Raw genomic sequence first — 19,999 nt, 5'->3', positions numbered from 1 at the left:
GTGCTGTTTCTGTTTCCTTTTTGGTGCTAGGGTTCTTCTTCCTTTGTCTTCTTCAGCCACTCTCCCCCCTGCTTCTGTCCCCCCTCCCCCTTCTCCCCCCCCCCCCCGACGCGATCCCGCGTTTCGGTCCGGATGGCCTGCGCTCGCGGGGGGTTTCGCGAGTTTGGGTGATCGTTCCGCCATTGCGAACGCGAGCAGCAGCGTGGGAACGATCTGTGCGGGCGCGGCCTAGAAGTCTGTAGTGATCGGTACGTGGGAAGGGGGGCGCACTCGTCGGTGCGTGGCACCCGCGTTCGCGGATTTGTCCTGGAGGTCGGGTTTCTGGGTCGGGTGTCCGGAAGGGTAGGACGGGTGTCCTGGGGTTTGCTCGTGAAACTGGGTGGGTTTTTCTCCTGGTGAGCCTTGGCGGGGCGGTGCCACGTAGGCTGGACGGGTGCTCGCAGTCGTTCCGCCACCAGTTACCGTCCGGGTCCCGGCCAAGGTCAATTTGCACCTGGCCGTTGGCGACCTGCGGGCGGACGGGTTTCATGAGCTGGTCACTGTTTTTCAGGCGCTTTCGCTCACCGATGAGGTGACTGTCGCGGCCGCCGACGAGCCTGGGCTCGAGGTGTACGGCGAGGGGGAGCGGACGGTGCCTACCGACGGCACCAACCTTGCCTGGCGTGCGGCGTGCGAGTTGGCTTCCTATGTCGGGCGGCCGGATGCGGACTTCCCGAAGGTGCGAATTGTGCTGCGCAAGGGCATTCCGGTCGCGGGGGGCATGGCGGGCGGGAGTGCGGACGCGGCGGCGGCGCTGGTCGGGCTCTCGTCGCTCTGGAAGCTCGACATCACCCGCGACGAGCTGGCCACCATTGCCGGGAGCCTGGGCAGCGACGTGCCCTTCGCGCTGTACGGCGGCACTGCGCTCGGCACTGGTCGCGGCGAGCAGCTCGTGCCGGTGCTCGCGCGGCATACGTTCCACTGGGTGCTGGCCTTCGACGAGGAAGGCCTGTCCACCCCCAAGGTGTTCGGCGAACTCGACCGGCTGCGTGCCGACGGGAAGCCGCCGCGGATCGGGTCGCACACGCCGGTCGTGGAGGCGCTCGCGTCGGGGGATCCTCGCCAGCTCGCGCTGCTGCTCGGCAATGACTTGCAGGCGGCCGCGGTGTCGCTGCGGCCCGGTCTGCGCCGCACGCTGCGCGCCGGGGTGAACGCGGGCGCGCTGGCCGGATGCGTGTCCGGCTCCGGGCCGACTTGCGCGTTCCTGTGCTCTGACGCGGAAACCGCGGTCGAGGTGGCTGCGGAGTTGTCCGGCGCGGGAGTGTGCCGGACGGTCCGGGTCGCGCACGGCCCGGTGCCCGGGGCGCGGGTGGTCGGCGGAGACGACGCGCCGCGCAACGCGCCGCCGCGCGTGCACGCCTGAAACCCAGCTTGAATCAACAGTCCACAGTGGAAAGGATCCGGATGGCCAACCTGGTCAACCTGGAATCGGTGAGCAAGTCCTACGGTGTGAAGCCGTTGCTGGACAACGTTTCCCTCGGGGTCGCCGAGGGGCAGCGCATCGGCGTCGTCGGGCTCAACGGCGGCGGCAAGACGACGCTGCTCGAAGTCCTTTCCGGACTGAGCGAGCCGGATTCCGGCCGGGTGAGCCAGGTGCGCGACCTGCGGATGGCCGTCGTCACCCAGCGCACGGAACTGCCCGAGGGCAGCACGGTCGGCGATGTGGTGCTGCAGCGCTACGGAGCCGAGCACGAATGGGCCGCCGACGCCCGCGTCCGGTCTATTGTGGACGGTCTCGGCATCACCGCGATCGGCCTCGACACCCCGACCGCGAACCTGTCCGGCGGCGAACGCCGTCGCGTCGCGCTGGCCGCCGCGCTCACCGGCGAACTGGACCTGGTGGTGCTCGACGAGCCCACTAACCACCTTGACGTCGAAGGCGTGCGCTGGCTCGCCGATCACCTGCTGGGCCGCCGGATCGCGGTCGTGGTCGTGACGCACGACCGGTGGTTCCTCGACACCGTCGCGAGCCTCACGTGGGAGGTCGCGAACGGCCGGGTCGAGCAGTACGAAGGCGGTTACGCCGACTGGATTTTCGCGCGTGCCGAACGTGCCCGCCTCGCCGCGACCGCGGAGGAGAAGCGGCAGAACCTGGCGCGCAAGGAATTGGCCTGGCTGCGGCGCGGTCCGCAGGCGCGTTCGTCGAAGCCGCGCTACCGCGTCGAAGCGGCCGAGGCGCTGATCGCGGATGTGCCGCCGCTGCGCGATTCCGTGGAGCTGATGGCGTTCGCGAAGCGCCGGCTCGGCAAGACCGTGCTGGAGCTGGAAGACGCTTCGCTCAAAGTCGGCGACCGGACCTTGATCGACCACGTGACGTGGCGGATCGGCCCGGGCGACCGGATCGGTCTCGTCGGCGTGAACGGTTCCGGCAAGACCACGCTGCTGAAACTGCTGGGCGGCGACGTCGAATCGCCGACCGGACGCCGGGTGCAAGGCAAGACGGTCGCGCTCGCGCACCTGCGCCAGGAACTCGACGATCTGCCCGCGGATCTCCGGGTGCTGCAAGCGATCGAGCAGATCGCGGGTCGCGTCGTGTTCGGCAAGCAGGAGATGACCGCGTCGCAGCTGGGCGAGAAGCTCGGCTTCCCGGCCGCCCGGCAGTGGACGCCGGTCGGCGACCTCTCCGGTGGCGAACGCCGCCGGCTGCAGCTGTGCCGGTTGCTGATGGCCGAGCCGAACGTGCTGCTGCTGGACGAGCCGACGAACGACCTGGACATCGACACCCTGCAGCAGCTGGAAGACCTGCTCGACGGCTGGCCCGGCACGATGGTGGTGGTCTCGCACGACCGGTACCTGGTCGAGCGTGTCTGCGACGCCACGTACGCGCTTCTCGGCGACGGCAAGGTCACGCACCTGCCGGGCGGGATCGAGGAGTACCTGCAGCGCCGCGCCCGCGCGAAGGAGGCCGTGCCGCGTCGCGAGGCACCGGCCGCGGAGAAGACCGAGGCCAAGCGCAGTGCGGCGGAAACCCGTGCGGCGCAAAAGGAATTGGGCCGGTTGGAGCGGAAGCTGGACCAGCTCGCGAAGCGGGAAGAGAAGCTGCACGCCGCGCTGGCGGAGGCGGCCACCGACCCGGAGAAGCTGATCGAGCTGAACACCGATCTGAAGGCCGTCCTGGCGGAGAAGGACGACGTCGAGGCGCGGTGGCTGGAGACGTCCGAACTCGCCGAGTGACTCGTGAGTGGCTACGCCGGTGAGAACCGGCATAGCCGCTCACGAGACCCCGCGCGGAGGGTGCGTCCGCAACCCGCCTGACTTCGGACATCCGCTGTTCACGCCGCCGCGGGCGGGGCGGGAAAAACCGGACAGTAATCTGACGCACATGAGTCGGTTTGTGGACACACTCGTCGGGACTGCGGCGGACCGGGGGCAACGGCGCGGCATGGTGACCGGCGAGCCCAAGGAGCCGGTGCGCCGGACCTGGGCCCAGGTGCACGACGAAGCGCGCCGGATCGCGGGCGGACTGGTCAGCGGCGGATTGAAGCCGGGAAGCGCGGTGGCGGTGCTCGCCGCCGCGCCGGTGCTCATCGCGCCGACCGTGCAGGCGGTGTGGCTCACCGGCGGCAGCGTGACGATGCTGCACCAGCCGACGCCGCGCACCGACCTCGCCGAATGGGCCGAGGACACGGTGAAGGTGCTCGAGATGATCGGGGCCGAGCTGGTCGTGTTGGGCGAACCGTTCGACCAGCTTGCCCCGGTGCTCGAGGGCAAGGGCATCAACTACCGGCTGATCTCCGAACTGGCCGGAGCGCAACCGCTGGCCGAGATCGTGGAGACCGCAGAGGGCGACACCGCTTTGCTGCAGCTGACCAGCGGATCCACCGCGGAGCCGAAGGCCGTCCGGATCACCTACGGCAACCTGTACACCAACGTCAAGGCGATGGTCGACCGCGCGGAGTTCGAGTTCGACACCGACGTGATGGTGTCGTGGCTGCCGACCTTCCACGACATGGGCATGGTCGGCTTCCTGACCGTGCCGATGACCTTCGGCGTCGAACTGGTCAAGATCACCCCGGTCGAATTCCTGACCGGCCCGCTGATCTGGCCGGAGCTGATCAGCAAATACCACGGCACCACGACGGCCGCGCCGAACTTCGCGTACGCGATCGTCGGCAAGCGCATGGCGCGAGTCGAGGACGACAACGCCTACGACCTGTCGAAGCTGCGCATCGCGCTGAACGGCGCGGAGCCGATCGACGAAACGGCCGTAGCGACCTTTGTGGACGCCGGAAAGCGCTTCAACATGCCGCCCGAGTGCGTGTTCCCCGCGTACGGCATGGCAGAGGCGACGCTGGCAGTCTCGTTCGCGCCGCTGTTCACCGGGCTCACCCTGGACGTCGTCGAAGCGGACGCCCTGGAAGCCGACAACCGCGCCGTGCCGGTCCCCGAAGGCGACCCCCGCCGCGGCACGGACGAGGTGCGCTCGTTCGCCCTGCTGGGTCGCCCCTTGGACGGCCTTGAAGCAGACATCGTCGACGAATCCGGCACCACCCTGGGCGAACGGCAAGTCGGCGAGATCCGCCTGCGCGGCGAAGCCGTCACCCCCGGCTACCTGACCGTCAACGGCCCGCTGAACACCCAGGACGCGGACGGCTGGATGAAGACCGGCGACCTGGGCTACCTGGCAGGCGGCCAGATCGTGATCTGCGGCCGCCGCAAGGACGTCATCATCATGGGCGGCCGCAACCTGTACCCGACGGACATCGAACGCGCCGCGGGCTCGGTGGACGGGGTCCGGGCGGGCAACGCGGTCGCCGTACGCCTGGACGCCGGCAGCCGCCGCGAACGCTTCGCCGTGGTCGTGGAATCCAAACTGGCCGGTGACGCAGCCGAGGAAACCCGCCTGTCCAAGGAAATCGCCGCCCGGGTCCGAGACGCAGTGGACATGCGCCCCTTCGCGGTGGTGGTGCTTCCGGCGGGAAGCTTGCCCAAGACCCCTTCGGGCAAGGTGAAGCGGGCGGCTACCGCGGTGCAGTATGCGGAGAAGATCGCCAAGAACGCGGACAGCTGATCTTTCCGGCTGGCTGCAGGTCTTCGCCTGGGGCCTTGCCGCGCGGGAACGCGACGAAGGCCGCTTCGAGGGATCCTCGAAGCGGCCTTCGCGGCAGAACCAGCGGAATTACCGGCCGGGCAGTCGTTCGGCCGGCGCCTCGGCGACGACGGGCCAGGAGGCGCGTCCCGCGGTGGCCTCGCTGTGGTCCCGGCTTCCCGGGATCACCGGGGCCCGCCGTCCGGACAGGTCGGCCAGCTGCGTCTCTACCTCGTCGAGAAACTGGTCGACCTCGCGCTCGTCATACCCGCGCTTGCCGATCAACGGCTTGGAGAACAGCACGTGGTGGACCTCGGCCGCGGTGAGATCGTCCTCGTCGGCGATCGTCTTGGCGATCCGCCGCACGAAGTCGTCGACCTCCTGCTTGGCGTAGCCGCGACGGCCGATCGGGGCGTTACCGAAAGCGACCTCAGCGAGATCCTCGGCGGTAAACGACATGGATCATTCTCCGATTCAGGGGTCGGGGTGATGCGTTCTCCTGAACCCGTCCTAACCGGTCCCGGCCACGCCGGGAAGCCCGCACCCGCCCGGACGACTCGATCAGGGCCCCAGAAGCCGCCCATCGAGTGAGAATTCCATCACGCACGGCCACTGCCGCTCACCCACACGCACAACGGCCCGAAACGCCGCACGGGGTGCCTCAGCAGCGCGTGCGGTGTGGCGCGGCGTGCGGCCCGGGGAAGGCCGCGCAGCTGGCCGTCAGGCGGCGTGGAACGCGTTCTGCGCCGCCGCGAGCCCCTGCGAAATCAACGCCTCGGTCGCGTCGGCGCACCGGTCGACCTCGAACGGGAGCTCCTTGCGCTCGACCGTCGAGAAATCCCTCAGCACGAAATCCGCCGGATCCTGCCTGCCCGGCGGACGCCCGATGCCGAAGCGCACGCGGTAGTAGTCACGCGTGCCGAGCGATTTGGTGATGGACCGCAGTCCGTTGTGGCCGTTGTCGCCGCCGCCGAGCTTGAGCTTCAGCGCGCCGAAATCGACGTCCAGCTCGTCGTGCACCACCACGACGCCGGACGGCGGGACCTTGAAGAACCGGGCCGCGCCGACCACCGGCCCGCCGGAGAGGTTCATGAACGACCGCGGCTTCACCAGCACGACGCGGGAGCCCGCGAGCCTGCCCTCGAGCACCTCGGCCCCGCTGCGGTGCGCCTTGAACTTCCCGCCGATCCGGCCGGCCAGCTCGTCGAGCACCATGAACCCGACGTTGTGCCGGTTTCCGGCGTACTGCGGCCCGGGATTGCCAAGGCCGGCGAGCAGAATCAGCTCGCCGGCCCCGGGCAGGTCTTCACTCACGAAAGCGAGCTTATTCGGCCGCTTCGGCGGCGGCTTCCTCGGCTTCGGCGTCCTCGTCAGCGGAGCCGCGCGGGGCCTCGTTGACGGCGACGACGAGCGCCTCGGCGTCGGTGACCAGCTCGGCGCCCGCGGGCAGGGCGATCTGGCCCGCGGTGATCTGGACGCCGGCCTCGATGCCCTCGACGGAGACCTCGAACTGCTCGGGGATGTGCAGCGCCTCGACCTCGACCTGGATCGTGTCGATGTCCTGGGCGACCAGGGTGCCCGGGCTCGCGGTGCCGGTGACGACGATCGGGACGTCGACGGTGACCTTCTCGCCGCGCTTGACGACCAGCAGGTCGACGTGCTCGATGTAGTTCTTGAGCGGGTGGACCACGATGGTCTTGGTCAGCGCCAGCTCGACGTTGCCCTGCAGGTCCAGCGTGATGACGGCGTTGGTGCCGTTCTCGCGGACGACGCGGGCGAACTCGATGGCCGGCAGCGCGAAGTGCCGCGGGTCCGAGCCGTGCCCGTAGAGCACCGCGGGGATTTTGCCGGCGCGACGGGTGCGGCGGGCGGCACCCTTTCCGAACTCGGTGCGCGGTTCGACGGAAAGACGTACCTCGGACACGGTGTAGCACTCCTTCAATCACACGACGTGCGGCAGGGGGCGGCGGGATCGTCGATCTCTGCTCGGGGGCGGTTGTGCACGGCGGCGAGATTGCGGGCGTGAGCAGACCACGGGGCTTCTCGAGCCGCCGCGTCGATCACGCCGGGCACCTACAGGCGCACCCGCCTCGCCGAGACAACCCGAGAAGTGTAAACCAGCCGGTCCGCACGGTCACTCACCGGGTCGGCCGAGGCTCCCCCGCGTGGGTGGGTGACGACACAAATCCCGTCCCGCCCACCGATCTCATGGGGGTGGCATGATTCCCGCGGAAAGAGGGGCGGCCGACATGCGAGTTCGATGGACTGCGACAGCACTGGTGCTGCTGGGTGGGCTTCTCGCGGGCTGCCAGGTCGCGGTGACCGGCACGGCGGGACTGTCCGATGCCGACCGGCAGCTGGCTGAGCAGCGTGCGCAGCAGCAGACGGCGATCGACGCCGCGCTGCAAGCGCTGGAGAAGGCGCCGGCGCTGCAGTACGACGCGACGCTGAAGGACGGTGCCGGCAACCCGGCGACGCTGACGTACCGCGTCGCGCGCGACGGCAACGGCTTCGGCGCGCTGCCGTTGGAAGGCAAGTCGGTGCGGATCACCGAACCGGACGGGCAGCTGTACCTCGCGGCCGACGCGGACTACTGGAAGTCGCACGGGCTGGAGGAGAACAGCACCCAGTTCGGCGGCGGATGGGTGCACACCGTCGGGAGCGAACTGCCGGTCGACCCGGCCGCGCGGCTGGCCCCGCCGAAGCTCGCCGGCGAACTGCGCAAGGCGCTCGGCGGTCTCGGCGCCGGTGCTCCGCGGAAGCAGAAACTGCCGGACGGCACCGAGGTGTACGACCTCGGCGGCGCGCTGCAGGTGACTACCGCCGAACCGCACCGGGTAGCCGGGTTCGCGCCGGCGCTGCTCGACTCGCGCGGCGGTCCGAAGCTGGGTGCGGCGTTCCGCGTCCGGCCGCTCAGCGCCGCCGAGATCAAGCAGTTCCACAATGATTTCAACGCCGCGGTCGACGCGGTCGGGCAGCCGTTCGACGGGCTCGCACAGGCGAGCGTCACGGTGCTCAACGACAAACTCGACTGCCAGGATTACGTCGGTTCCTGCAAGACCACAGTGGACGTTTCGAACAGCGTCGTCGGCAATCAGCCGGGCTCGAAACCGAATGTGCACATCAAGCTTTCGGTGGAGATCAGCGCGGACTCGCTCGGCTCGCAAAGCTGCGCCACCGAGGGCGACGCGGCCGCGGACGCGACCATCACGATGTCCTGTTCGGTCAAATTCTCCCTGCCCAACCGCACCGCGAGCTACCAGGTGCTGGCGAAGCCGACGGCGGTCGCCGAGGTGCGCTCGCCGGTCGACGCGAACGCGGTGAAGGCGAAGCTGGCCACCGCGTTCGCCGCGCTCGGCGGCTGACCTGCACGCTCACCTCGGGGTGCGTTTCTTCCGTTGAAGTAGCCGAAGACCGGTCCTTACCATCGGATTCGACGAGACGGACTTTCTTTTCGAGGAGCGGCAAATGAGCAAGCTTGTGGTGTTCGGCGCGACGGGATTCGCCGGCAGCCGGATCACCGACGAGGCGCTGCGGCGCGGGCACTCCGTGACCGGAGTCGCGCGCAAGGCCGAGGGCCTGCCCTCCGGTGTCGAGGCGCGGTCGGGATCGATGCATGACGCGGAGTTCGTCGCTTCGGTGGCCAAGGGCGCGGACGTGCTCGTGGTCGCGACGCCGGGCCGCGCGGACGACGAGGGCCGCCGTCTGGTGGACGCCCTGCCGACGCTGCTGGAAGCGGCGCGCGCGAACGGCGCGCGGCTGGCGATCGTCGGCGGCGCAGGTTCGCTGCGCGTCAGCGAGGACGGGCCGCGAGTGATCGACACTCCGGAGTTCCCGGAGGAGTACAAGGCGGAGGCGGGCAGCCACGTCCTCGTCCTGGAGGCTCTGCGCGAGCTGCCCGGCGACGACGTCGACTGGTTCTACGTCAGCCCGGCGGCCGAGTTCGGTTCCTGGATCCCCGGCGAGCGCACCGGCAAGTTCCGCCTCGGCGGCGACGTGCTGGTCAGCGACGATGACGGCCGCTCGCACATCAGCGGCGCGGACCTGGCGATCGCGTTCCTGGACGAGATCGAAGAGCCGAAGCACTCGCGCGCCCGGTTCACGCTGGCGTACTGAGCGCGGAACCCGGTGGTGCTCGCGGCACCACCGGGTCGCGTCGTGCGTCAGCCGGGAGATCCTGCGGTGCAAAGGAATTTCTCGGCGTGCGCCGGGTCGAGCGCGTTGGTGACCAGGTTCCAGACGTTGAGGTCGTAGGCCTCGCCGATGTGCCCGACCGGATCGAACGGGCAGGTGTCCTGGACGTATTCGTTCGTGACGCCCGGCTCGCGCACGAAGGACGTTTCGGTGGGCGTGACCAGTTCGTCGTACCGCGACGTGAGCACTGTGTAGCGCACGCCGGGCTGCGCGATGGGACCGTTCGTGAGGGTCTGGACCGCGCTGCCGTCGGTGATCAGGTTGTCGCAAGCCGGGCAGCCGAACGCGGTGAGCGCCTTGCCGACTTCATCGCGAATTCCCAGCAGGTACGCCAGTTTCGTCAGGTTGGCGAACGTGGTGCCGTGCGCGGGCGGCGCGATCGCCACGACGGAGCCGATCCGGTCGGCGATGCCTTGGGTCTTCGTGACGTACAGGGACTGGAAGCCGCCCTCGGAGTGGCCGACCAGATCCACTTGCGCCGCACCGGTTTCCGCCAGCACCTCGCCGACGAACTGCTTGATTTCCGTTGCGGAGTCGGCGATCGGACGAAGCCCGCCGACTACCGGGAACTGCGGATACGCGCCGTAAGTGCGGCTGAAGGTGCAGTATCCCTTGGCGGCGACGTGATCCTGGAGGAAGTTCAAGTCCTCATAGGACGTCGCGCCGAGCCCGTGCAGGAACACCACCGGACGCGGATGCGCCGTGCTCGGCCGGCATGAGGGATCATTGACGCCGCCTGCCGTGGCGGCGGTGGCTGGGGCGGCGGTGGCTGGGGCGGCGAACGCGGCGGTCAGCAATGCCGCGGCGGCCAGGACGATGCGCAACCTCATCGGAGCGGTCCTTCCCTGTCGTCCTTGACAGAGTCCTTGACACTGAATACCCGTGGGTATTGGATACTTGAAGGTATTGAGCGGGCTCAGGCAGTGTCAACCCCCGGATGAGGGAGAAGCCGATGACCGGCCGGACGCGGCCGACGCGGGCGGAGACCCGGCGGCGCATCCTGGACGCGGCCTTCGCCGTGTTCGGGGAACAGGGCATAGCCGCGACGAAATTGACCGAGGTAGCCGCGGCGGCCGGGCTGACGAAGGGCGCGGTCTACTCGAGTTTTGCGTCGAAAGACGAGCTGGTGCTGGCGTTGATGGAAGAGCACGCCGCGCACCGGCTCGAGGCAAGCCTGGCGAGTTTCGCCGAAGCGGACGACGGCGGCGCGGGGTTGGCGAACGTCGCCGCGGTGCTGATGTACGAAATGCGCACTGACGCGGTGTGGCACCGGTTGCTGGCCGAGTTCTTCGCGATGGCGCACCACGACGACCGGCGGCGCGACGCATTGCGCCGGCGCCGCCGGGAGGTTCGCGACACGATCGCGCGTGCGTTGAACCGGCTCGCCGAGGGGTTGGACCTCGAACTTCCTTTGCCTGCCGAGGAATTCGCCGTCGTACTGCTCGCGTTGAGCAACGGTTTGGCGGTGGAAGCCGACATCGACGACGAAGCTGTGCCGGACGGTCTCCTCGGCCGCGTGCTCACGTTGATCGCCGGGGACGCCGTCGCGAAGGTGCAGGCGGCTAGCGACCTCGCAGTTCAGCCACCACCGGAGCGAAGGTCTCCATCATCGCCTCGAAAACGGTGAAGTAGGAGAAGCCGTACCGTTCGCGGTGCGCGATCAGCTGCTGCACCATTTCGTCCACCGTGCCGAAGAGAAGCTGCGGTGCTTTAAGCAGTTCGTCGACGTCCGCCGCGCTGCGTTCCTCGGTCTCGGCATGCCATTCCGCGGCGGCCTCGCGGCGGTCGTCGGTGACCACGACGCGCTGGACCAGCATGTTGTAATCGATCTCGCGATCCCCTGCCAGGGAACGGAAATACGCGACCCGATCGTCCATCGCCACGTCGTTGTCGAGCACGAACGTGCCCGGCGGACGGCCGCGGTCCTGGCGAAGACCGGCGAACCCGACGATGTCCGCCTGTTCCGCCGCGAGCTTGAGGACGCCGTCGCTGTTGCCCGCGATCAGCAGCTTCGGCATGCCGCCCTCGTCCTCGACGCGCGTGCGCAGCTCGGCAAGGCCTTCGGTGAGATACGCGATCCGGTCGGCGGCTTTGCGCCACGGCAGCCCTGCGTCGTCGAACTCGTGCTTCATGTGGCCCGAGCCGAGGCCGAGTTCGAAACGGCCTTGGGTGAGTTTGTTGGTGGTGGCGACATCGCGAGCGAAGAGCGCCAGGTTGTAGAAGGGCACATTGGACACCAACGTGCCGACCCGCACCCGCTCGGTCACCGCCGCCGCGGCCGTGAGCGCGGGGAACGGGGCCAGCCGCCCCGGCCCGAGATGGTCGGGCACGGTCAGATGGTCGTAGCCGAGTTCCTCGGCACGCCGGCATTTTTCGGTCCACTCAGTGCCGTCGGCCGTGAGCCGCAGGCTGACGCCGAATTCGAATTTCCCCATGGCAGCGACGCTAGTCAGTCCCGGACGGGTGACGCATCGGTTTTCGCCGCCGGCGGAACCCGGTTCTCGCCGGTTTTTGTCGTACCCCGTCGCTAGCTTCGAGGGCATGGTGTTGTCGAGTGAAGAACGGGAACAGTTTCTGGCCGAACCGCACATCGGCGCGCTCGCGGTGGTGGAGCGCCCGGACCGAGCGCCGTTGACGGTGCCGATCTGGTACCAGTACACCCCGGGCGGCGAGCTGTGGGTGATCACGGAACCGAACTCGCGCAAGGCGAAGGCGATCGAGGCGGCCGGTCGGTTCAGCCTGATGGTGCAGAGGGTCGAGCCGACGGTGCGGTACGTGTCGGTGGAGGGGCCGGTGGTCCGGACGCGGCCGGGCAGTTACGAGCTGACGTGGGAGATGGCGTCGTGGTATCTGCCTGCGGACAAGGTGGCCGGGTATGTGGAGTACGAGCGGACGCAGCTGGGCGAGCACATGGCGATCCATATGCGGCCGGAGAGGTGGCTGTCTTCGGACATGGGCGCGGTGTGACGGCTGGGCTGGGTGCGGAGTTCGTGGGGCGAGGGAGGTGTTTTTGGCTGGTGATGGTGGTGCGGCTGCTCGGGAGCGGTGACACGGTTCTTGGGCGGCGCTGAGCGCGGCGGGGGCTTGATGCCCCGCCGGGCTGGGCGGGCTTGTTCCGGGCAGGTGACGAGGCGTCGGTGAGGTGGCGCGGTTGGGCCGTTGGCGACGCTGCATGCCTCACGCTGGGTCGCTCGGCTCAGGCGAGCCTCTTCGGCGAACGGCCGCAGTCACCAAACGATGCGACCGGAGCCGACCGGCGCGACCGGCGCGACCGGAGTCGACCGAGGCGACCGATGCGACCGGAGTCGACCGAGGCGACCGATGCGACCGGAGTCGACCGAGGCGACCGACGCGACCGGAGTCGACCGGCGCGACCTGCGCCAATCGATGCGGCCCGAGCCGACCGACGCGACTCGAGCCAACTGGTCGCAGCCGCCGACCGAGGCGACCCGAGCCGACCGAGGCGACCGAGGCGACCCGAGCCGACCGAGGCGGCGCGGGCTGACCGACGCGGCCCGAGCCGACCGAGGCGGCGCGGCGCGACCTGCGCTGACCGACGCGACCTGCGCCGACCGAGGCAACCCGGGAGCCAACCGGCCGCGGTCACCAAACGAAGCGACCCGAGCCAACCGGCCGCAGTCACAAAACGACGCGACCCGAGCCAGCCGATGCGACCCGTCTCAGGCCGCACCCGCCAACTCGGGCCGCGTCGTTCAGAACCGTTCGGAAGCTGCGGGCGTCAGGCGTTGCCGTCGAACAGCGAGGTGACCGACCCGTCCTCGAACACCTGCTGAATGGCTTCCGCGAGCATCGGCGCGATGGACAGCACCGTCAGTCCCGGGAAGCGCTTCTCTTCCGGGATCGGCAGCGAGTTCGTCACGATGACCTCGCGCGCCTTGCACTGCGACAGCCGCTCGGTGGCCGGGTCGGAGAGGATGCCGTGCGTGGTCGCGATGACCACGTCCGCCGCGCCTTCCTCCAGCAGCGCCTCGGTGGCCTTCACGATCGTGCCGCCGGTGTCGATCATGTCGTCGATCAGCACGCAGAGCTTGCCCTCGACCTTGCCGACCACGCGGTTGGCGACGGCCTGGTTCGGCTTGTCCGGGTCGCGCGTCTTGTGGATGAACGCGATCGGCCGGTCGCCGAGCTGCTGCGCCCACTTCTCGGCAAGGCGCACGCGGCCCGAGTCCGGCGAGACGACCGTGATGTCCGCGTTGCCGTAGGTCGACTTGATGTGGTCGGCGAGGACCGACTGGGCCATCAGGTGGTCGACCGGGCCGTCGAAGAAGCCCTGGATCTGCGCGGTGTGCAGGTCGACCGTCATGATCCGGTCCGCGCCCGCGGTCTTGAACAGGTCCGCGATGAGCCGCGCCGAGATCGGCTCGCGGCCCTTGTGCTTCTTGTCCTGGCGGGCGTACGGATAGAACGGCATGACCACGGTGATCCGCTTGGCGCTCGCGCGCTTCAGCGCGTCCACCATGATCAGCTGCTCCATCACGTACTCGTTGATGGGCGTGGTGTGCGCCTGGATCACAAACGCGTCGGTACCGCGCACCGACTCCTCGAACCGCACGAACAGCTCGCCGTTGGCGAACGTGTGCGCGGTCTGCGGGGTGATCGTCACGTTGAGGTGCTTGGCGACCTCTTCCGCGAGCTCGTGGTGCGCACGGCCGGAGAAGAGCATCAGATTCTTCTTCGGCGTACCTGACTTCGGACTCATGCTGGCGACTCCCCGTCGGTTCCTGCTGCTGACTCGGACACAACGGTGTCCTGCTGCTGGGCGGCGAGTGCGGCTTCCGCCGCCTCCGCCGCGGGCGTGCCCGGCCTGCGCCGGACCGCCCAGCCTTCGATGGTGCGCTGCGGACCGGCCGACAGCGCCAGTGAGCCAGGCGGGACGTCGTCGCGGATCACCGCACCGGCTCCACTGTAAGCGCCGTCCCCGATCCGCACCGGCGCGACCAGCGTGTTGTCCGCCCCAAGCCGGACATGCGAACCGACAACGGTCTGGTGCTTGGCCACCCCGTCGTAGTTCACGAACACACTGGAACAGCCGATGTTGCTGTGATCGCCGACGATCGCGTCGCCCACATAAGTGAGATGCGGCACCTTTGTGCCGGTGCCGATTTGCGCGTTTTTCGTCTCGACGAACGCGCCCAGCTTGCCCTTCGCGCCGAGCTTCGTGCCCGGCCGCAGGTACGTGTACGGGCCGACGTTCACGCCGTCGCCCAGCTCAGAGCCGGAGCCATGCACGCGGACGACCGAAGCGCCCGCGCCGATCTGTACGTCGGTCAGCGTGGTGTCCGGGCCCACAACGGAGCCCTCGCCGACCGAGCAGCGGCCCTTGAGCTGGGTGTTCGGCTCGATCAGCACGTCGCGCGAGAGCGTGACGTCCGCCTCGATCCAGGTGGTGTTCGGGTCCGTGACCGTGACGCCTTCGCGCTGCCAGCGGCGCACGATGCGGCGGTTGTACTCGGCTCCGAGCACCGAAAGCTGCACGCGGTCGTTCACGCCCTCGGTGACCCACGGGTCGTCGACCACCAGCGCGCCGACGCCCTTGCCGTCCTCGCGCGCGATGCCGAGGACGTCGGTGAGGTAAAGCTCACCCTGCGCGTTGTCCGTCGACAGCCGCGACAGGCCGTCGATCAGCACGGCCGCGTCGAAGGCGTAGACGCCGGAGTTGATTTCGGTGATCGCCCGCTGGTCCGGCGTCGCGTCCTTGTGCTCGACGATCGCGCTGACCGAGCCGTCGGCGCCGCGGACGATCCGGCCGTAGCCGGTCGGGTCGGCGACCTCGGCGGTGAGCACGGTGACCGCGTTGCCCGCCTTGGCGTGCTCGGCCCGCAGCGCTTCCAGGGTTTCGGTGTCCAGCAGCGGAACGTCGCCGTAGCTGACGACCACGGTGCCGGTGAGTCCTTCCGGCAGTTCGGCCAGCGCGCACGAAACGGCGTGCCCGGTGCCTTTCTGCTCTTCCTGCACGGCGGTGGCGACCTCGCGGCCCAGCGCCTCGCCGACCCGGTCGAGTTCGGCGCGCACGGCGTCGCGGCCGTGTCCGATCACGACCACCAGATGCTGCGGCGCGAGGCCGGCGGCGGCGCGCACAGCGTGTTCCACCAGCGGCCTTCCGGCGATCGGGTGCAACACCTTAGGAGTGGAGGAACGCATGCGGGTGCCCTCACCCGCAGCGAGGATCAGCGTGCTCAGCGGGCCGCTCACGAGTCTCCCAACGATTCACCGGTGCGTTGACGAGCACCAACGATCCTACGTGGGGTCCCCAGCGCTCCACGCGGGGTCGGTCGGAGCCGTTTCCCCAGGCCAGCCGCCCATGCCGTCGCCCGCCATCGAGTTGGCCGACGCCACCTGGTTGCCACCGCCGCGTTTCGCTTCGTACATCGCCGCGTCTGCGCGCGCGAGCACCTGCTCGGCACGCTCCTGCGGACGGAGTGACACCAAGCCGATCGACAACGTCACACCGTGCGAGAGGTGATGCGGCAGCGTCGCGACGGACTTGGCCGCGCGGCCGAGCGCCATCTTCGCCGCCGACGCCGGTGCGCCGGGCAGCAGCACGATGAACTCGTCGCCGCCGTAGCGAGCCACCACGTCGTCTCCGCGCAGAGCGTCGCGCAGAGTGCTTGCGACAACACGCAAAACGTTGTCGCCCTCGGCGTGCGACTGCTTGTCGTTGACGCCCTTGAACCCGTCGAGGTCGACCAGCGCGACCGCGAGCGGCTGCGCGTCCGCCGACGACGCCAGCGAGCGCAGCCGTTCGTCGAGCGCGCGCCGGTTCGGCAGGCCGGTGAGCGGATCCTGCAGTGCCTGCTGGGTGATCGCGCCGTGCTCGGCGGACAGCCGTTCATGCTCGCGGCGCGCGTTCAGCGTGGCGATCTGCGATTCGCGCAGCGCCCACATTTCCGTTTCCAGCGCGGTCGCGTAGTCGATCAGCGACTGGCTCGCCGCTTCCGGATCGAGCCTGGCGAGTTCGCGGGAGAGGGTGAGCCGCATCGACGGCTGCGAGACGTCCTCGGCCAGCACGTCGCGGGCCTCGTGCAGCACCTTCAGCGCGTCGCCGCGGCGGCCGGCCTGGTCGAGGCAGCGGGCCAGCGCGATCGCGACCAGCTCCTGCTCGTGCGGGTAGTGGTGGCCGAGATGCATGCCCTGCAACCGTTCGACGTGCTCGGCGGACGGGTCGTGCAGCGCGAGCGCCGCGGCCAGCACGCCGACCTGGTCGACCGCGGACACGCCGATCTTGCGCGGGAACAGCGATTCGGCGAACGGGCCCTCCGCGGCCACCGCCATCGACGCGGCGGTGCGGAACTTCTCCGCCGATTCGTCGTACTGCTCGATCCGCTCGAGCCGCAGGCCCCAGCCGAGCAGCATCTTGACCCGGTTCATCAGCTGCAGGGTGATCTCGTGGGGGCTCGCGCTTTCCCGGATCGCTTGGTGCGCGCGGCCGATCACCTCTTCGGCGGCCTCGTAGACGCCGAGCTGGTTGAGCACTATCCAGCAGTCGATGAGCGCCATCGACTGCATGCGGTTCCAGTTGCGGACGCCGACCTGGCGGTCCGGAATCGTGGAGTCGTCGAGGATCGCGAGCGCGCGGGCGATCTCGGTGAGCGCGGCGTCTTCCTGCGCGGCGAGCACGAGCCGGCGCCCGCGCAGCGCGTGCGCGTCCGCGCGAAGCAGCGACAGACCGTGCCGGCGGGTGTGCGCGAGCATCTCGTCGAGCCGGGGTTCGGCCTCGGCGGCGAGGCCGCGGGTGACGAGCCGGGAGAAGGCGGAGGCGCGCAGCAGCTGGGCGACGAGCGTGGGTTCTCCCCGGCGCAGGGTCTCCTCGAGCAGCTCGTCCATGATCTTGACGATCTCGAGCTGGTTTTCGTGCTCCTGGCGCTGAACGGCCGCGATGAGTTCCCGCGCGCGCCCGACCAGCCACGCGTCCGACATCTCGACCAGGGTCGGGCGACGGGCGCCCGCGGGGTCGCTCGGTTCCTCGCTCAGCCGCCCCCACTCCCATCGCCCTCGCCGGATGTGCAGCTCCGCCGCCAGGATTCGAACCTGAACTGTCAGAACCAAAATCTGAAGTGCTGCCGATTACACTACGGCGGATCGGTCCTGGTCAGGATAGCGATGATCGAGGACGGGGGCGCCAGGAGGGGGAGGCGTGCGCCACAGGGCCGTCCCGGGCACCGGGCAATCGGACTTTTCGGGCCTCCACAGCGCCGGAAACCTCCTGTACCGTAACTTACGACACCGTAGGTAAGGGCACCCTTCGCAAGGGGTTGTGAGAGGAAAGAAGTGAGCGCATGACGGCCACCCTCGATCGTTCTCAGTCAGCGGGCGACCCGCCGAAGGGCCCCAAGCCGATCATCGACGGACAGCGCGGGATCGGCGTTCAGCTGTCGGTGTACTTCGGGGTGCTGCTGCCGATCGTGGCGCTGCTGGTCGCGGTTCCGTTCGCCTGGGGCTGGGGCCTGACCTGGACGGACGTCGCGCTGTTCGTCGTGTTCTACGGGATCAGCGGGCTGGGCATCACCGTCGCCTACCACCGCTACTTCACCCACGGTTCGTTCAAGGCCAAGCCGTGGCTGCGCGTCGTGATGGCGATCGCGGGCAGCATCGCGTTGCAGGGACCGGTGATCACCTGGGTGGCCGACCACCGGCGCCACCACGCGTTCTCCGACCGCGACGGCGACCCGCACTCGCCGTGGGCGTACGGCACCTCGCCGCTGGCCATCGCCAAGGGTTTCTGGCACGCGCACATGGGCTGGCTGTTCGAGCGCGACCAGAGCAACCAGGCGCGGTTCGCGCCGGATCTGGTGAAGGACCCGGCCATCCGCAAGGTCGACGACCTGTTCTGGCTGTGGTCGCTGGTGAGCCTGTTCGGGCCGGCGCTGCTGGGCGGGCTGATCTCGTGGTCGCTGTGGGGCGCGGTGACCGCGTTCTTCTGGGCGGGCCTGGTCCGCGTGTGCGTGCTGCACCACGTGACCTGGTCGGTCAACTCGATCTGCCACATGATCGGCGAGCGCCCGTTCGCCGCCCGCGACCGGTCGGCGAACTTCTGGCCGCTGGCGATCTTCTCCTTCGGCGAGTCGTGGCACAACCTGCACCACGCGGACCCGACCTCGGCCCGGCACGGAGTCAAGCGCGGCCAGATCGACATGTCGGCGCGGCTGATCTGGATCTTCGAGAAGTTCGGCTGGGTGCACGACGTCCGGTGGCCGACCCCGCAGCGGCTGGCCCGGATCGCGGCCGAGAGCAAGTAGGTTTCCCTTTGCCGGGCTGAGTTTCCCGGCTCCCTCTCTCGGACGAACCCCGTCGCTCGGCGGGGTTTGTTCATGTCCGGGCCCAGGACGACGAGCGGCTCCCCGAAGCCCGCCGGAGCCAAGCCCGCTACCCTGCTGCGAATGGCGGGGAGACGACGGGCGAAGCGAGAAGCAGCGGTCACCGGCGCGCGGCCGGCCGCACCGGTCGCCCGGGTGCGCATGACGGGCACCGAGCGCAGGCAGCAGCTGCTCAACGTGGCGCGTGCGTTGTTCGCGGAGAAGGGTTTCGACGGCACTTCGGTCGAGGAGATCGCCGCACGGGCGAACGTGTCCAAGCCGGTCGTCTACGAGCACTTCGGTGGCAAGGAAGGCATTTACGCCGTCGTCGTCGACCGGGAGACGCAGCTGCTGCTCGACCGGATGATCTCGACGCTCCACGGCGGACATCCGCGGGTGATGCTGGAGCAGGCCGCTGTCGCGTTGCTGAGCTACGTCGAGGATTCCCACGACGGTTTCCGCATCCTCGTCCGCGATTCCCCGGTCGCTAGTTCCACCGGCACCTTTTCGACTGTCCTCAACGACATCGCCAGCCAGGTCGAGCACATCCTCGCGCAGCAGTTCGCCGCGCGCGGGTATGAGGAGAAGCTGTCCGCGCTCTACGCGCAGGCGCTCGTCGGCATGGTCGCGCTCACTGGGCAGTGGTGGCTGGACGCGCGCAAACCGAAGCGTGACGAGGTCGCCGCGCATTTGGTGAATCTTGCCTGGAATGGCTTGTCGCACCTGGAAAACAAGCCCCGGCTGCTCGGCTGAACCCTTATCCGCCGGACGGCGCGTTGCTCAGATCCACTGCGCAGAACAGGTTGTCGTCCGGGTCGGCGAGGACCACGAAATCCGGCTCGGGCGGGTAATGCTCCGAGCCGACCCGTTGTGCGCCGAGTCCGAGTGCGTGCGCGCCGCCAGGGTCCGCCATGTCTCACTCGCCCATTCCGGGTTCTCGACGAGCCCGAGCGCTTCGGACCAGAACCGCATCGCGCGTTCGACGTCGGCGACTCCGAGCACCGTTGTCCCGAGTCGCAGCATCAGACCAGTTTTCCTTGTGCGTACAGGTCGTCGAGGATCAGCTGGACCGTCGCCGACACCCGGTCTCGGTCGGCGTGGACGAGCCAGCCGAACGACTCGATCTCGCTGCTCGGCTTCAGCTCGCCGGTGTAATCCGCGGCGTAACAAGTCATTCGCACCACGACGCCGTCCGCTTTGCCGTGCGCCTGCGCTTCCCAGGCCCCGACCAGCCGCGCGGACGCCGGATCCAGCGTCACGCTCAGTTCCTCGGCGATCTCCCGGACGAGCGTCTCGACGTCCGACTCGCCCTCCTCGCGTTTCCCGCCGGGCAGGTACCAGGTGTCCTTGCCCGCGGAACGCGCGGCGAGCAGCTTGCCGTCGACCACGTGCAGCCAGGCGACTTTGTCGATGGTGGGCATGT

General features: G+C 69.1%; 19 protein-coding genes and 1 tRNA gene. 9 read left to right on the top strand and 11 right to left on the bottom strand.

Annotated elements, in window-relative coordinates; all coding sequences use genetic code 11:
* Positions 1 to 433: 433 nt before the first annotated feature.
* The 3 genes from ACZ7OI_RS25105 (at position 434) to ACZ7OI_RS25095 (ending at position 5,050) form a co-directional block, all read left to right on the top strand.
* Positions 434 to 1,402, top strand: coding sequence for a 4-(cytidine 5'-diphospho)-2-C-methyl-D-erythritol kinase (locus ACZ7OI_RS25105; RefSeq protein ID WP_470266599.1), 969 nt, complete (start codon positions 434 to 436; stop codon positions 1,400 to 1,402).
* 41 nt (positions 1,403 to 1,443) lie between these two features.
* Positions 1,444 to 3,213, top strand: a complete 1,770-nt coding sequence (locus ACZ7OI_RS25100; RefSeq protein WP_470266598.1) for an ABC-F family ATP-binding cassette domain-containing protein — start codon at positions 1,444 to 1,446, stop codon at positions 3,211 to 3,213.
* A 148-nt stretch (positions 3,214 to 3,361) separates the two neighbouring features.
* On the top strand, positions 3,362 to 5,050 hold the full coding sequence (locus tag ACZ7OI_RS25095; protein WP_470266597.1) for a fatty acyl-AMP ligase: 1,689 nt from the start codon (positions 3,362 to 3,364) through the stop codon (positions 5,048 to 5,050).
* 108 nt (positions 5,051 to 5,158) lie between these two features.
* On the opposite strand, the gene ACZ7OI_RS25090 is transcribed toward ACZ7OI_RS25095, so the two are convergent.
* From ACZ7OI_RS25090 to ACZ7OI_RS25080, 3 genes are all read right to left on the bottom strand, one after another.
* The gene (locus ACZ7OI_RS25090; RefSeq protein WP_470266596.1) at positions 5,159 to 5,527 is read right to left on the bottom strand and encodes a DivIVA domain-containing protein; all 369 of its coding nucleotides are present in this window, start codon (positions 5,525 to 5,527) and stop codon (positions 5,159 to 5,161) included.
* A gap of 261 nt (positions 5,528 to 5,788) precedes the next feature.
* Entirely contained in the window at positions 5,789 to 6,382 is a 594-nt protein-coding gene (gene pth, locus ACZ7OI_RS25085; RefSeq protein ID WP_470266595.1) for an aminoacyl-tRNA hydrolase, read from the bottom strand.
* 10 nt (positions 6,383 to 6,392) lie between these two features.
* Positions 6,393 to 6,992 carry a 50S ribosomal protein L25/general stress protein Ctc gene (locus ACZ7OI_RS25080; RefSeq protein ID WP_470235172.1) on the bottom strand — a complete coding sequence of 200 codons (600 nt, stop codon included), beginning with the start codon at positions 6,990 to 6,992 and terminating at the stop codon, positions 6,393 to 6,395.
* 325 nt (positions 6,993 to 7,317) lie between these two features.
* Between ACZ7OI_RS25080 and ACZ7OI_RS25075 the strand changes: the two genes are divergently transcribed.
* Together ACZ7OI_RS25075 and ACZ7OI_RS25070 are read left to right on the top strand one after the other, a co-directional pair.
* On the top strand, positions 7,318 to 8,433 hold the full coding sequence (locus ACZ7OI_RS25075; RefSeq protein WP_470266594.1) for a hypothetical protein: 1,116 nt from the start codon (positions 7,318 to 7,320) through the stop codon (positions 8,431 to 8,433).
* Positions 8,434 to 8,536: 103 nt separating this feature from the next.
* Positions 8,537 to 9,184: an NAD(P)-dependent oxidoreductase gene (locus ACZ7OI_RS25070; protein WP_470266593.1), complete on the top strand. Its 648-nt coding sequence runs from the start codon at positions 8,537 to 8,539 to the stop codon at positions 9,182 to 9,184.
* A 47-nt stretch (positions 9,185 to 9,231) separates the two neighbouring features.
* Here the strand turns inward: ACZ7OI_RS25070 and ACZ7OI_RS25065 are convergent, their stop codons facing one another.
* Positions 9,232 to 10,092: an esterase/lipase family protein gene (locus tag ACZ7OI_RS25065; protein ID WP_470266592.1), complete on the bottom strand. Its 861-nt coding sequence runs from the start codon at positions 10,090 to 10,092 to the stop codon at positions 9,232 to 9,234.
* Between the two features lie 122 nt (positions 10,093 to 10,214).
* On the opposite strand from ACZ7OI_RS25065, the gene ACZ7OI_RS25060 reads away from it, so the two are divergent.
* Positions 10,215 to 10,889, top strand: a complete 675-nt coding sequence (locus tag ACZ7OI_RS25060; protein ID WP_470266591.1) for a TetR/AcrR family transcriptional regulator — start codon at positions 10,215 to 10,217, stop codon at positions 10,887 to 10,889.
* Here the strand turns inward: ACZ7OI_RS25060 and ACZ7OI_RS25055 are convergent.
* A complete protein-coding gene (locus ACZ7OI_RS25055; RefSeq protein WP_470266590.1) occupies positions 10,825 to 11,697 on the bottom strand; it encodes a TIGR03621 family F420-dependent LLM class oxidoreductase in 873 nt (290 codons plus the stop codon). The two genes, ACZ7OI_RS25060 and ACZ7OI_RS25055, sit on opposite strands and share 65 nt — an antisense overlap.
* A 106-nt stretch (positions 11,698 to 11,803) precedes the next feature.
* Between ACZ7OI_RS25055 and ACZ7OI_RS25050 the strand changes: the two genes are divergently transcribed.
* Entirely contained in the window at positions 11,804 to 12,229 is a 426-nt protein-coding gene (locus ACZ7OI_RS25050) for a pyridoxamine 5'-phosphate oxidase family protein (protein WP_470266589.1), read from the top strand.
* 772 nt (positions 12,230 to 13,001) lie between these two features.
* Here the strand turns inward: ACZ7OI_RS25050 and ACZ7OI_RS25045 are convergent.
* The 4 genes from ACZ7OI_RS25045 to ACZ7OI_RS25030 all read right to left on the bottom strand — a co-directional run bounded on the left by ACZ7OI_RS25045 (position 13,002) and on the right by ACZ7OI_RS25030 (position 17,362).
* Positions 13,002 to 13,982 carry a ribose-phosphate diphosphokinase gene (locus ACZ7OI_RS25045; protein WP_116200125.1) on the bottom strand — a complete coding sequence of 327 codons (981 nt, stop codon included), beginning with the start codon at positions 13,980 to 13,982 and terminating at the stop codon, positions 13,002 to 13,004.
* Positions 13,979 to 15,475, bottom strand: a complete 1,497-nt coding sequence (glmU, locus tag ACZ7OI_RS25040) for a bifunctional UDP-N-acetylglucosamine diphosphorylase/glucosamine-1-phosphate N-acetyltransferase GlmU (RefSeq protein WP_470266588.1) — start codon at positions 15,473 to 15,475, stop codon at positions 13,979 to 13,981. Before glmU ends, ACZ7OI_RS25045 begins: the two co-directional genes overlap by 4 nt.
* Positions 15,476 to 15,520: 45 nt before the next feature.
* Complete coding sequence (locus ACZ7OI_RS25035) at positions 15,521 to 17,200, bottom strand: GGDEF domain-containing protein (protein WP_470266587.1); 1,680 nt, start codon at positions 17,198 to 17,200, stop codon at positions 15,521 to 15,523.
* Between the two features lie 90 nt (positions 17,201 to 17,290).
* Positions 17,291 to 17,362, bottom strand: a tRNA-Gln gene (locus ACZ7OI_RS25030).
* Positions 17,363 to 17,559: 197 nt separating this feature from the next.
* On the opposite strand from ACZ7OI_RS25030, the gene ACZ7OI_RS25025 reads away from it, so the two are divergent.
* Together ACZ7OI_RS25025 and ACZ7OI_RS25020 are read left to right on the top strand one after the other, a co-directional pair.
* Positions 17,560 to 18,519 carry an acyl-CoA desaturase gene (locus ACZ7OI_RS25025; RefSeq protein WP_470266586.1) on the top strand — a complete coding sequence of 320 codons (960 nt, stop codon included), beginning with the start codon at positions 17,560 to 17,562 and terminating at the stop codon, positions 18,517 to 18,519.
* A gap of 219 nt (positions 18,520 to 18,738) precedes the next feature.
* Positions 18,739 to 19,329, top strand: a complete 591-nt coding sequence (locus tag ACZ7OI_RS25020; RefSeq protein WP_162834135.1) for a TetR/AcrR family transcriptional regulator — start codon at positions 18,739 to 18,741, stop codon at positions 19,327 to 19,329.
* Positions 19,330 to 19,333: 4 nt separating this feature from the next.
* On the opposite strand, the gene ACZ7OI_RS25015 is transcribed toward ACZ7OI_RS25020, so the two are convergent.
* Both ACZ7OI_RS25015 and ACZ7OI_RS25010 read right to left on the bottom strand, forming a co-directional pair.
* The gene (locus ACZ7OI_RS25015; protein WP_470266585.1) at positions 19,334 to 19,489 is read right to left on the bottom strand and encodes a VOC family protein; all 156 of its coding nucleotides are present in this window, start codon (positions 19,487 to 19,489) and stop codon (positions 19,334 to 19,336) included.
* Between the two features lie 109 nt (positions 19,490 to 19,598).
* Complete coding sequence (locus ACZ7OI_RS25010; RefSeq protein WP_470266584.1) at positions 19,599 to 19,997, bottom strand: NUDIX hydrolase; 399 nt, start codon at positions 19,995 to 19,997, stop codon at positions 19,599 to 19,601.
* Positions 19,998 to 19,999: the final 2 nt, after the last annotated feature.

It is taken from the genome of Amycolatopsis sp. NPDC114503 (genome assembly GCF_055633655.1).
Note: the sequence above shows the minus strand (reverse complement) of the source record. Positions and strands in the feature narration are given on the sequence as shown.